Origin of the sequence: Curtobacterium sp. MCPF17_051, assembly GCF_003234595.1 — a bacterium.
GTDB classification, from domain to species: domain Bacteria; phylum Actinomycetota; class Actinomycetes; order Actinomycetales; family Microbacteriaceae; genus Curtobacterium; species Curtobacterium flaccumfaciens.
Map to the genome: position 1 here is coordinate 1 of NZ_QKSE01000032.1, position 13410 is coordinate 13410.

Consider the following 13410-nt stretch of genomic DNA (forward strand, 5'->3'; position numbering starts at 1 on the left):
CGAGAGGGAAACGCCCGGTCACATTCCGAACCCGGAAGCTAAGCCTCTCAGCGCCGATGGTACTGCAAGGGGGACCTTGTGGGAGAGTAGGACGCCGCCGGACTTAACGTAGAAGAACCAGGGAACCCCTGACCATTCGTGGTCAGGGGTTTTCTGCGTTCCCGGCCCGTCCGCAGGGCAGGGGGAGGGACAGGCGCCGCGGTAGGGTTGACGGGTCATGACTGCGCCATTCACCACCGCCTCCGGCTCCGACATCCGCGTCCGCTTCTGCCCGAGCCCGACGGGGACCCCGCACGTCGGGCTCATCCGTACCGCGCTCTTCAACTGGGCGTACGCCCGGCACACCGGCGGCAAGCTCGTGTTCCGCATCGAGGACACCGACGCCGCCCGCGACAGCGAGGAGTCCTATGCGCAGATCCTCGACGCACTCCGGTGGCTCCGGCTCGACTGGGACGAAGGGGTGGACGCCGGCGGCGAGCACGGACCGTACCGGCAGTCCGAGCGCACGGCGATCTACGACGACGTGATCGCGAAGCTCAAGGAATCGGGCCACGTCTACGAGTCCTTCGTCACGCCGGACGAGATGGAGGCCCGCAACAAGGCCGCCGGTCGTGACCCGAAGCAGGGGTACGACAACCACGAGCGTGACCTGACCGACGCCGAACGCCAGGCCTTCCGCGACGAGGGCCGCGAGCCGGCACTCCGCCTGCGAGTGCCCGACCGTGACCTGAGCTTCGACGACCTCGTGCGCGGCGAGATCACCTTCAAGCAGGGCACGTTCCCCGACTTCGTGGTGGTCCGTCCGAACGGCAAGCCGCTGTACACGTTCACGAACCCGGTGGACGACGCCCTGATGGGCATCACCCACGTGCTCCGGGGCGAGGACCTGCTGTCGTCGACCCCGCGGCAGATCGCCCTGTACGAGGCGCTGTACGAGATCGGCCTCGCGCCCTCCATCCCCGTGTTCGGGCACCTGCCGTACGTGATGGGTGAGGGCAACAAGAAGCTCTCGAAGCGTGACCCCGAGTCGAACCTGTTCCACCACCGTGCCGCCGGCATGATCCCGGAGGGGCTCGTCAACTACCTGGCGCTGCTCGGCTGGTCGATCGGACCCGACCGCGACGTGTTCTCGATCGACGAGATGGTCGCGGCGTTCGACGTCACCGACGTGAACCCGAACCCGGCCCGTTTCGACCACAAGAAGGCCGAGGCGATCAACGGGGACCACATCCGTCTGCTGGCGCCGGAGGACTTCCGGTCGCGCCTGCTGCCGTACCTGTCGGAGTTCATCAGCGACCCGGCGACCCCGGAGCAGCTCGAGGTCCTGACCAAGGCGGCTCCGCTCGTGCAGGAGCGCATGCAGCTGCTCGGCGAGGCACCGGCGATGCTCGGGTTCCTGTTCACCTCCGACGCCGACCTGGTGGTCGAGGACGACGGGCTGGCCTCGCTCAAGGGTGACACGGCGACGGTCCTGACGGCGAGCACCGCGGCACTCGAGGGCGTCCAGGACTGGACCACCGAGGCCGTCGAGGGCGCGCTCCGTGCGGCCCTCATCGACGAGCTCGGCCTGAAGCCCCGCGTCGCCTTCGGCCCGCTGCGCGTGGCGGTGTCCGGACGCCGGATCAGCCCGCCGCTGTTCGAGTCGATGGAGATCCTGGGCAAGGAGTCCACCCTGACCCGGCTCCGCGCCCTCGCGGCGCGCTGACCGACCGTGACCAGCACGGCGCACACCGTCCCGGTCGTGCACGACGTCGCGATCATCGGCGCTGGTCCGGCCGGGCTGAGCGCTGCGCTCAACCTGGTCCGGGCGAAGCGCACCGTGCTGCTCGTCGACGCGAACCGCCCCCGGAACGCCGTGACCCTGCGGTCGCACGGGTTCCTGACGCGGGACGGCATCTCGCCGCTCGAGCTCCGCAAGCTCGGGCGGACCGAGGTCGAGGGGTACCCGGAAGCGACGGTCGTGCAGTCCGTCGTCGACCTGGTGGCCCCGGACCCCGACACGGACACCTGGCGGGTGCACGGTTCGTGGCGCGGCACCGAGCTCGAGGCCCGCGCCCGGACGGTCGTCGTGGCGACGGGGTTGCGTGAGGAGTTCCCGGCGCTGCCGATGCTCCGCGCGTTCTACGGCACGGCGGTGCACAGCTGCGTCGAGTGCGATGCGTACGACAAGGCCGGGCAGCCGCTCGCGTTCATCTGCGAGACCGACGACGTCGTCGACCGCGCCCTGCTCATCGCCTCCTGGACCGACGACCTGATCGTCTACACGAACGGGGTGGCGCCGCTCGACGACGCGGGCCGCGCTCGGCTGGCGTCGGCGGGGGTCGTCGTGGACGAGCGGGTCGTCGAGGACCTCGAGGGCGATCGCTCCGGGATGACCGGCGTGCGGCTCGCCGACGGCCACGTCGAGCCACGGACCGGTGGGTTCGTCCGACCGGTGTGGCACGCCGACCTCGACTGGCTGCGCACGAGCGCCACCAAGAGCACGAACACGAACACGAACACGAACACGAACACGAACACGAGCGCAACGAGCGCGACGGGCGGGAACACGGCGGCGGGCGGCGACACGCCCGAAGCGCTCGGGGGGCTCCAGCGCGACACGCAGGGACTCCTCGTGGTCGACCGGGTGGGCCGGACGTCCGTCCCCAGGCTCTACGCCGTGGGAGACGTCACGCCTCCCGGGCCGGAACAGCTCATCGTCGCCGCCGGACACGGAGCCGCGACCGCCGCCGCCGTGCACCGAGACCTGGTGGGTGGTCTTGCGGACCTCCGGGATGCTGTACAGTAGTTGATCGTGCCCCGGGTGACCGGGCCAGAAGGCCGACAGGCCTTTTGGGGTATGGTGTAATTGGCAACACAGCGGTTTCTGGTACCGTCGTTCTTGGTTCGAGTCCAGGTACCCCAGCACTCGATGAACAGCCCCCGGGAACTCCCGGGGGCTGTTCTCGTTCCCGGGCCGTTCTCGTTCCCGGCCGTGGTGGTTCCGAGCGTCCTCATCGGCCATGCACGGCTCATCCACGGTCACGCCACGGCTGATCCGGAGGTTGCGCGGAACCGCACGATCCCCGAGCCAGTGCAGCCGACGTGCGGAAGGCGACCACGGCGGTGGTCCGGTCGTTCCGGAGTCGTACCGTCCGTGGCAGGCGCAGGCCGCGCCTCCAGGCCGGTTGCGGTTCCCCGCACCGGGCCGTCGCCTGCTCGCGGGCGGGGGGAGCCCGGACCTACGGTCGGAAGACCGTCGCGGGAATCGTGGCGGTCCGCTGCTGAGCACCCGAGGTGTCATCGTGACCTCCGTCGACCCGCTGACGACCGTCGATCCCTGGAACCACCCCGCAGCCGTGCCCGCGGCGGCCGACCACTCCGTGCTGGACCGCTGGGACCGCGTGGTGGCACTCCGGGGCGACGCCGCCGCGCTCGCGGGGGACGGCCGTCCGTACACCTACGCCGAAGCGGACCAGGCCTCGCGCGCGCTGGCCGCAGCCCTGGCCGTGACGCTCCGACCCGACGACCGCAGCGGCGCCGGCGTCGGCGACACCCCGGGCGGGGCGTCGAAGCCGGTCGGGCTGATGGCGGGGCAGTCGACCGAGGCCGTGATCGGTGTCCTCGCGCTGGTGCGTGCCGGACGGACCGTGGTGGTGCTCGACGACCACCTGCCCGCAGCACGCCTGGCGCACGTGGCCCGGCTCGCCGGCGTCGACGAGATCGTCGCAGACACCGAACGTGCGGCGCTGGCCGCCGACGTGGTCGCGGAGCGGGACGGCCGGGTGCACGCACTCGGCGAACTGCTGGACGCGGGCGGACCCGGCGCGGCCCCGTCGACGGACACCGTCGGCGTGCGCCCCGGCGGGCGGGACCCCTTCGCCATCGTCTTCACCTCCGGCTCGACCGGCATGCCGAAGGGCGTCGTCCTGACGCACCGGCAGCAGATCGCGGACGCCGAGCAGGACGCGGTCGCCCTCGGCCTGGGCCCCGGCGACCGGCTCGGGGTCGTCCTGCCGCTGTCGTTCGCGGCCGGGCTCCTGTTCTCGTTCGACACGTTGCTCTGCGGCGGCACCATCGTGCTGCTCGAGCCGCGTGAACTGGGCGTCGAGCGGCTGCTCGGGCGGTTCCGGGACGACGACGTGAACGTGCTCGTCTGCACCCCGCACCTGCTGCGCTCGATCATCGGGTCGCAGAACGCCCCCGGGTCGCACGGGACCGCCGCCGGGACCGCACCCGTGCTCGGCGGACTGCGTTTCCTGATGACCACGGGCGAGTCCGTCACCGGCGCCGACCTCGCCGCGGCTCGACCCCACCTGGACCCGGACACGCTGCTCCTGAACGCCTTCGGCTCGAGCGAGACCGCCTGCGTCGCGTACTGCCCGGTGACCCCGGGCGAGCCGGTGCCCGTGGGCGTCGTGCCGGCCGGCTGGCCGTTGCCCGGCAAGACGGTGCTCGTGCTCCGTGAGGACGGCAGCCCCGCCGACCCGGGGGAGACCGGCGAGCTCGTCGTGGTCTCCGACGCCCTGACCGCGGGCTACTGGGGCGCGCCGGAGAAGACCGCCGAACGGGCCGGACGCACCGGCGAGGCCGAGGCCGGCGCCGGCATCCCCGTCGGGACCCCGAGCTGGCGGCAGGGCGACCTGGCACGCGTCGACCCCGACGGCCGGCTCGTGCTGCTCGGCCGCTCCGACGACGCCGTGAAGGTCCGTGGCTACCTGGTCGAGCCGAGTGAGGTCGAGGCGGCGCTCCGCGCGGTCCCCGAGGTGCACGACGCGGTCGTGACTGCTCAGGTCGACCCCGGCTCCGTCACCCGGCTGGTCGCCTACGTGGTCGGTCGCCCCGGACACCGCACCCCGGCACCGGGTGCGCTCCGACGGGCGCTCCGCGACCGGCTGCCCGAGTACATGGTGCCGGCGTCGATCGTGCCGATGACCGAACTGCCGCGGAACGAGCGGGGCAAGGTCGACCGGGCCGAACTCCCCGGGGCGCCGAGTGTCGAGACCGAGATGGTCGAGGGCGAGTACGACCAGTGGGAGCTCGTCGTGGGGCAGATCTGGGCCGAGGTGCTCGGGCTCCGGGGCGTGCACCTGGACGAGGACTTCTCCGCGCTCGGCGGCGACTCGCTGTCCGCCGAGGAGATGCTCGCCGTCGTGCAGGACCGCCTCGGCGTCGACCTGCGCTCCTCGGACGTGCTCGAGCACCCGACGCTCCGCGCCTTCGCCCGACGGGTGCGGAGCGGGACGAGCGCGCTCCCGAGCCACCCCGACGTCGTGAAGGTGTCCGAGGCGCGCGAGGGCGGCCGTCCGCCGGTGTTCTGCTTCGCCGGTGGCGGTGCCCTGGCGCTGACGTTCCTGCCGCTCTCGCGGCACCTGCCCGCGCACGACCTGTACGCGTTCCAGCAGCACGCGCTCGAGCGCCGTGGGATGCCGGACTGGAACATCGAGCGGAGCGCCCGCCGCTACCTCGCCCTGATGCGCATCGTGCAGCCCCGCGGCCCCTACCTGCTCGTCGGGCACTCGCTCGGCGGACTCGTCGCGCTCGAGATCGCCCGGCTCCTCACCGAGAGCGGCGAGCAGGTGGAGCACGTCGTCCTGCTCGACACCTACCTGCCCCGCACGAAGTCCGAACAGGCCCGCCTGCACTTCGGCCGGATGGAGCCGCGCGACCAACCGAACACCGCTGTCCGGGCCGTGCAGCGGGGGCTCGACCGCGCGGTCAGGCGGGTCCTGCCCGCGGGTGTGCCGTACGGCGCGTTGTTCGCCAAGCGGCTCCGTGCGTACACCGCCGGCGTGCTGCGGCACGGTGGGCAGAAGGACTTCGACGCCTTCTTCGACCAGGCCGAGATCGTCACCAGGCGTCACCACCCGACGCCGTTCCACGGGCGCGCCACCTACGTCCTCGCCGACGCCAACCCCGACGCCGCCGGGTGGTCCGCCCTGCTTCGCGGGCCCACCGAGATGGTGCGGATCGCGAGCGAGCACACGTCGCTGCTGCGGGAACCGCACGTCGCCGAGCTGGCGGTCGCGCTGCGGGCCGCCTTCGAGACGCCGGACGTGCCGCAGGTCTGAGACCGGCCCACGACCGGACGGGAGGCGCGGTGCCGGCTGGCACCGCGCCTCCCGTCCGCTCGTCATGCGTCCACCACCCTCCGGCCGCCGCGCCGGACCGCCAACCTGCACGACCGTTGCGGGTTTCCGTATCCGCACCCGGGTGTCCGCAAGGGACCGCACCGCGCATTGACCCTCCCGCTGGCCACGGCGATGGTTGGAACCGCGGGGGAGAGTACCCACTCACCCGCGGCAAGCAGGCGGCGTCGTACCCGCGTCCCGCTGCTCGACCGACGACGGTCACCGTCGTCGATGCGTCATCCGAGGACGCGCCGCTCGTCTCGACGAGCCACCACCCGACAGCAACCCTGACCCGACAGGACCGCGCCATGCCCGTACGTACCGTTCGCCCTGCAGACCCGAGGGTCTCCGTCGTCATCCCGGCGCGGAACGAGGCCCGCAACCTCGAGATCATCCTCCCGAAGCTCCCGCCCGTGTACGAGGTGATCCTGGTCGACGGCAACTCCGTCGACGACACCATCGCCGCCGCCCAGCGCGTGATGCCCGACATCCGCGTCGTGCACCAGACCCGCAAGGGCAAGGGCAACGCCCTGGCCTGCGGCTTCGAGGCGGTCACCGGCGACATCGTCGTCATGTTCGACGCCGACTGCTCCGCGGACCCCGACGAGATCCCGCGGTTCGTCCAGGCGCTCGTCGACGGCGCCGACGTCGCGAAGGGCACGCGGTACTCGCTCGGCGGTGGCAGCGACGACATCACGATCGTCCGGAACATGGGCAACCGGGGCCTGAACATGCTCTGCAACATCATCCTCGGCACCCGCTACAGCGACCTCTGCTACGGCTACAACGCCTTCTGGGCGGACGTCCTGCCGGAGATCGGTCTGCTGTCGTCCGAGCTGCCGAAGCCGGCCGACGGTTCGATGCTGTGGGGCGACGGGTTCGAGATCGAGACCGTCCTGACCTGCCGCTGGTCGGCCGCCGAGCTCGCGATCACCGAGGTGCCGAGCCACGAGAAGCTCCGGGTGCACGGTTCCAGCAACCTCAACGCCGTGACCGACGGCATCCGCGTGCTGAAGTCGATCATGCACGAGCGTCGTCGCGCCGCCATCGGCCGTGCCGAGGTCCGTCGCGCGGCGATGAGCGTCGTGCCGCCGGCCGAGCAGCTCGCCGCGCCGGCTGCTGCGCCCGTCGTTGCTGCGCCGGTTGCTGCGACGCCGGTCGTTGCGTCCGTCGCGACCCCCGTCGCTGCGTCCGCCGTCGCCGGGGCTGCCGTCGTGGCGTCCGTCGTCGCCCTCGAGGAGGACGTCGCGTGACGACCGTCGCGGTCGTCATCTGCGCCTACACCCAGCAGCGCTGGGGCGACCTGCAGGACAGCGTCGAGTCGGCCAAGCGCCAGCCCGAGCGCCCCGAGGTCGTCGTCGTCATCGACCACGAGCCCGAGCTCCTGGCCCGCGCCGCCGCACGCTGGCCGGAACTCCGGGTCGTCCCGAACACCGAGGACCGCGGACTCTCCGGAGCCCGCAACACCGGTGTCGCCCTGACCGACGCCGACGTCGTCGCGTTCCTGGACGACGACGCCACAGCGGACCCCGACTGGCTCGGACACATGCTCACCGCGCTCGAGGACCCCGACGTCGTCGGGGTCGGCGGTCGTGCCACACCGTCGTGGCCGACCGCGACCGGCCCCGGCCCGTACGCCGACGAACTGCTCTGGATCGTCGGGTGCTCGTACCGCGGGCTGCCCGAGACCCCGGGCGACGTCCGCAACGTCATCGGGTCGAGCATGGCGTTCCGCCGCGACGCGATCCTGCTCGCCGGCGGCTTCCGCTCCGGCATCGGCCGCGTCGGCAACCAGCCGCTCGGCTGCGAGGAGACCGAACTCTGCATCCGCATCGCCCAGGCCCGCCCCGGCGCGCGGATCCGGCACGAACCGCGCTCGAACGTCTCGCACCGGGTCTCCCCGGACCGTGTGACGATGCGCTACCTGCGCCGCCGCAGCTACTACGAGGGCATCTCGAAGGCCGTGCTGAGCCGTCGGGTCGGCACCGGCGACTCGCTCGCCAGCGAGTCGACCTACCTGACCCGGGTGATCCCGGGCGCCGTGCTGCGCGAACTGCGTCACGTCGGTCGTGGCGGAGGCCTGCGGGCGTACGCCATCGCGCTCTCCGTCGTCTCGACGGTCGCGGGCTACGCCGTCGGCCGGGTCCTCGGTACCGTCGTCGTGCGGACCCCGCCCGCACCCGCACCGCTCCCGCAGCCGGTGGGCACACCGTGACCCGCGCGACCCTGGCGATGGTCCTCTCGCCGGTCGTGACCGGGCCGCTCGTCCCCACCTGGGACGGCGCGCTCTGGGTCGGCGAGGTCGACCGTGCCGACGTGCACGCGTCGAGCCACCGGGACGTCATCGCCCTGCAGGGATCGACCGGGTACGGGCGTGCCCGACTGCTCGTCCGCGACCACGGCGAGCCGCTCGGCTTCGTCGAGGCCGAGATCACCGAACGCCGCCGCATCGGCGGCACCATCGACGTCCGTGCGCTGCAGCGCGCGATCCGGCCCATGCCGGCACCCGAGCGTCGGCCGGCAGCAGGTCTGGTGCTGCCGTCCGTCACCGTGGTGCTCTGCACGGACGGTGCCGCCGGCACGACCATGCGGTCGGTGCTCGCGAACGGGCACCCCGACTTCGACGTCGTCGTCGTCTCGCACGGCGCCGACGACGGCGGTGTGGCGACCGTCGACATCGGCGGACGCCGCGTCACCACCATCCCCGCGCCCGACGGCGGCCTCGCCGCCGCGCGGAACGCGGGCCTGCTCGTCGCGACCGGCGACGTCGTCGCGTTCGTGGACGAGGGCGCCGTCGTGGACGGCGGCTGGATCGCCGCGATCGCCCGTGCCTTCGCGAACGACCCGGACGTGGCCTGCGTCACCGGGCTCGTGCCGAGTGCCGAGCTCCGGACACCGGCGCAGCGCTGGCACGACGACCGAACACCCGGCGGGCGGACCGTCCGCCGCCGGGTGTTCCGGCTCGACGACCCGGTGGACGACCTCCCCCTGCACCCCTTCGCGGCCTCGGCCTACGGCACCGGCGCGAACCTCGCCGTGCACCGCGCGACCGCGCTCCGGATCGGCGGGTTCGACACCGCCTTCGGGCCCGGCACCCGCGTCGGCGGCGGCGACGACCTCGACCTCTTCACACGACTGCTGTTCGCCGGATCCGCGATCGCCGTCGAACCGGCCGCGATCGCGTGGCAGCGATCGGCGGACGACGTCGCGTCGCTCCGCGCCGCCGCTGCCGCGCACGGCCACGGACTCGGAGCCTGGATGACCAAGAACGCACTCGACCGCGACACGCTGACCGCCTCGGTGGACGCGGCGCCGGAGGCCATCAGCGCCTTCGCTCGCCTCGGCCTCGAGCAGGTCGACGACGCTGACGCCGCTGCTCCGGCGAACGGCCACGGGACGGACGCCGCGCGCGGCGCGGACGCCGTCGACGCGGTCGACGCGGAGTTCGCGGCGACGAAGCGTCGATTGCGTCGCGTCGAGCGGCGCTCCGTGCTCACCGCTCCGCTCCTGGCGCTCCGTGAACGCATGGGCGGCGCGGGAACGATCGACCGCACGGCGCACGGTCGTCACGAGCTGCAGCGCGGCCTCGACACCGCGGGTCCGGCACGACCGACCTCGGGTGGCGCGATGGGGCCGGCGGCCCGACTCGGTGCCGCCGCGATCGTCGTGCTGACGCTCGTGCTGGCCGCCGTCGGCAGCGTCGTCGAGCTGCCCACTCTGCGGGCGAGCGCCGTCGCGGTCTTCCTGTTCGCCCTGCTCGGGGTGGCCCCGATGCTGCTCGTCCGTCCGATGTCCCTCGCAAGGTTCACCGTCCTCGCCGTCACCGGATCGCTCGTCGGCACGATCGGCATCGGGTACACCATGGCGACCTTCCACGTCTGGGCGCCGACGGTCCCCTTCGTCGGGGTCGTCGTGCTGACCGCGGCGGCGCTCGCCGTCTCGGTACCGCGTGACCTGGTGGAGCTCCGTCGCACCGGCCTCGTGCAGCGCGAGACCGCCCGGCGCCGGTGGAGCACGACCGCCACCGTGACGGCGCTCTCGCTCGGCGGGCTCGTCGTCGTGGTCGTCGCCGCGCTCACCCACATGGGCGACCCGGTGCCGGCCGGCCTGTTCGGCTCGCTCGGCCCCGGCCTGGTCGTCGGCCTCGCGCTCGTCGTCGCCGCCGCGGTCATCGCCCTGGTGCGCGGTCGCGGGCTCGCCGTGCCCGTCGTCGTGCTCGGCGGTGTCGTGCAGCTCGCCCAGGCGATCACGTACGGCGTGCCCACCGTGACCGCCGCCGCGCGGCACATCGGTGTCGTCGAGTACATCCGCCAGTTCGGTGGGACCAACCCGTCGGCCGACATCTTCCAGACCTGGTCCGGCCTGTTCGCCGGCGCTGCCTGGGTCGCCGACGTCGGGGGCATCGTCAACACGATCCTCATCGCCGCCTGGGTGCCGGTCCTGCTCGCGTTCAGCACGACCATCGCGGTCGGGGTCCTGGCGGCGCACTGGCTGCCCGGCGCCCGTCGGCCGTGGATCGCAGCGCTGCTGACCGCGATGACCGGTTCGCTCAACACCACGTACTTCTCGCCGCAGTCGACCGGCATCCTGATGTCGATCGTGATCCTCGTGCTCGCCACCGGACCGCTGCGCGACGCCGCCGTCACCACCGCCGACGGCTCCGTCGCCGCCAAGCCGCGGGCACGGCGGGTGGGGCTCTCGCGGATCATCGCGATCACCCTCATCGGCATCGTGCTCGCCGTGACGCACCAGATCTCCCCGTACCTGACGGTCGCCGCACTCGTCACGCTCATCGTGTTCCGGATGCTCCGCCCCTGGTGGTTGCCCGTCGTCGTGCTCGTGCCGGCGGTGGTCTTCGCCGCGCTGAACGGCGACATCCTCGGACGGTTCCTGTCGCTCGCGGCGGTCGGACGCGTGCTCGACAACGTGCAGCCGCCCGCGCACGACATGACCGTCCTGCCGAAGCCGCTCGTCACGCGCCTGGCGTTCGACATCCCGGCAGCCGCGCTCGTGGTGCTCGGGCTCATCGCCCTGGTGACCGTGCTGATGCGACGCGACCGGACGCACTGGGCGCTCCTCGCCACCGCCGCGAGCCCGATCTCGCTGCTCGTCGCCACGAACTACGGCCAGGAGGGCGTCTTCCGCGTCGTGCTCTTCGCGACGCCGTGGATCGCGATCCTGGCGGCGGCGCTCCCGATGCCCGCCGGTCGGTTCGCCCCGGTCGGGACGGTCCTGCAGCGGGGGATGCGCCCGTCCGCCGTGCGGTTCGCGGTCGCCGGAGCAGCGGTGGCGGCGCTCGTCGCGATCGGTGCGTTCGGGCAGACCTCGCTCGACTGGAACCGCGTGATGACCCGGAGCCAGTCCGCGGCGACGCAGTACTACGACCGCACGGCCCCCGCGGGCTCCGTGATGCTGCTCACCGGTTCGGCCAACGCCGTCCCGAGCAACACCGGCGCACGGTACTTCGACGTGGGCTACCTGTCCCGCGAAGCTCTCGGCCCGTACCCGGACCCGACCGGCGGCTACGACGCCGAGGCCGACCTGTCGAACGTGACGCGGGAACTGGTCGTGAACTGGTCGGCCACCGGCTACTACGCCCTGGTCGCGGAGCCCTTCGGCGCCTACGACGAGCGGTACGGCTACCAGAGCGACGCCGACTACCAGGAGCTCGCCGCCGCCATGGCGTCCTCGCCCTACTGGGAGCGGGTCTGGTCATCGGGAACCACCGCGATGTACGAACTGACGACGGAGGGCCTGCGCCATGCGACCGACTGAACCGACCTCCGACAGACCGCGACGGACGCGACGGGCCACCGTCGCGTCCGTCGCGGGTGTGGTCGCCACGGTGCTCGCCGTGCTGGTCGCGCCGAACCTCGCGGTCCAGCCCGCCGTGGCTGCGGCCGCGGACTGCAGCGCGGGGCGGGTGCTCAACGTCGTCGCCCACCCCGACGACGATCTGCTCTTCCAGGGCACGGACCTGCGGAAGGACATCGACGCGGGGCGCTGCGTGCGCTCCGTGATCGTCACCGCCGGTGACGCCGGCAAGCCCGACTGGTACTGGCAGGAACGCCAGGTCGGGCTGATGGCCGCCTACGCGAGCATGGCCGGCGTCGACCCGGCGTCGACGACCGGCTCCACGACGGTCGCCGGACGGACCCTGCTCACGGAGACCCTGACCGCCGACCCGCGGATCAGCCTGGTCTTCATGGACCTGCCGGACGGCAACGTCGAGGGCAACGGCTTCTGGGCGAACGGGTACGAGAGCCTCCAGCGCCTGTACACGGGCGACATGGACACCCTGCAGACCGTCGCCGACGCCCCGCACAGCGCCACGTACACGCTCGCGCAGCTCCGGGCGACGCTGCAGGGGATCGTGCAGGACTTCGCACCGACGGACATCCACACCCTCGACCACGAGGGCGAGTACGGCGACGGGGACCACAGCGACCACCACACGGTCGCGTACCTGACCGACCAGGTGCAGCGGCAGTACACCGGCGCGCACGACTTAACCGGGTACATGGGATACCCGATCGCCGACCGTCCGGCGAACCTGACGACGGCCCAGACGCAGGCGAAGGCCGACGCGTTCTTCACCTACGCCGCCCACGACGGTGAGACGTGCGCGTCGTGGCAGGCCTGCTCGGCGCGGCCGGAGACCTCGTGGCTCAGCCGGCAGTACACCGCCGGCTCGCCGGTGCCGACGAACCCCACCGACCCCACGGACCCGACCCCCACCCACACGGACGTGACGGGTTCGGCGTCGGTGACGGCGAGTGCGGAGAACCCGGCTGATGGTCAGACGGCCGTGAAGGCGGTCGACGGTGTGGTGAGCGGGTACCCGGATGCGCCGACGGCGGAGTGGGTCGCGCCGTCCGGTCGTGCGGGGACGTGGATCCAGCTCGGTTGGGCGAAGGCGACGGCGTTGGACGCGGTGGACCTCGCTGATCGGCCGAACGCGGTGGACCAGGTGCTGGGCGGGACGTTGACGTTCTCGGACGGCTCGAGTGTGCAGGTGCCGGCGTTGAGCAACGGTGGTGCGGTGCAGCGGGTCACGTTCGCGGCACGCAGTGTCACGTGGGTGCGGTTCACGGTGACGTCGGTCAGTGGCGGGACGCAGAACGTGGGCCTCGCCGAGATCCGCGCGTTGGCCCCGGCCGACACGACGCCGACGCCGACCCCGACGCGGACGGACGTGACGGGTTCGGCGTCGGTGACGGCGAGTGCGGAGAACCCGGCTGATGGTCAGACGGCCGTGAAGGCGGTCGACGGTGTGGTGAGCGGGTACCCGGATGCGCCG

At 72.5% G+C, this 13410-nt stretch carries 7 protein-coding genes, 1 tRNA gene and 1 rRNA gene; all 9 read left to right on the top strand.

The features are described from left to right. Positions 1-103: ribosomal RNA gene (rrf, locus tag DEJ35_RS16845) — 5S ribosomal RNA — on the top strand; the annotation flags it as partial. Positions 104-217: 114 nt separating this feature from the next. After that, positions 218-1705 carry a glutamate--tRNA ligase gene (gene gltX / locus DEJ35_RS16850; protein WP_111193206.1) on the top strand — a complete coding sequence of 496 codons (1488 nt, stop codon included), beginning with the start codon at positions 218-220 and terminating at the stop codon, positions 1703-1705. 6 nt (positions 1706-1711) lie between these two features. After that, complete coding sequence (locus DEJ35_RS16855; protein ID WP_111193207.1) at positions 1712-2788, top strand: NAD(P)/FAD-dependent oxidoreductase; 1077 nt, start codon at positions 1712-1714, stop codon at positions 2786-2788. 45 nt (positions 2789-2833) lie between these two features. Then, positions 2834-2905 (top strand) — tRNA-Gln (locus DEJ35_RS16860). A 379-nt stretch (positions 2906-3284) separates the two neighbouring features. Then, a complete protein-coding gene (locus tag DEJ35_RS16865) occupies positions 3285-6050 on the top strand; it encodes a non-ribosomal peptide synthetase (RefSeq protein WP_181435613.1) in 2766 nt (921 codons plus the stop codon). 368 nt (positions 6051-6418) lie between these two features. After that, positions 6419-7363 (top strand): glycosyltransferase family 2 protein, encoded by a 945-nt coding sequence (locus DEJ35_RS16870; protein WP_258378522.1) that lies wholly within the window; start codon positions 6419-6421, stop codon positions 7361-7363. Further along, complete coding sequence (locus DEJ35_RS16875; protein WP_110862947.1) at positions 7360-8325, top strand: glycosyltransferase family 2 protein; 966 nt, start codon at positions 7360-7362, stop codon at positions 8323-8325. Before DEJ35_RS16870 ends, DEJ35_RS16875 begins: the two co-directional genes overlap by 4 nt. Next, a complete protein-coding gene (locus tag DEJ35_RS16880) occupies positions 8322-11885 on the top strand; it encodes a glycosyltransferase (protein ID WP_110862948.1) in 3564 nt (1187 codons plus the stop codon). The genes DEJ35_RS16875 and DEJ35_RS16880 overlap by 4 nt, the downstream gene beginning before the upstream one ends. Beyond that, the coding region (locus tag DEJ35_RS16885) for a PIG-L family deacetylase (RefSeq protein WP_146244830.1) at positions 11872-13410 on the top strand (1539 nt) is incomplete at its 3' end. The genes DEJ35_RS16880 and DEJ35_RS16885, both read left to right, overlap by 14 nt.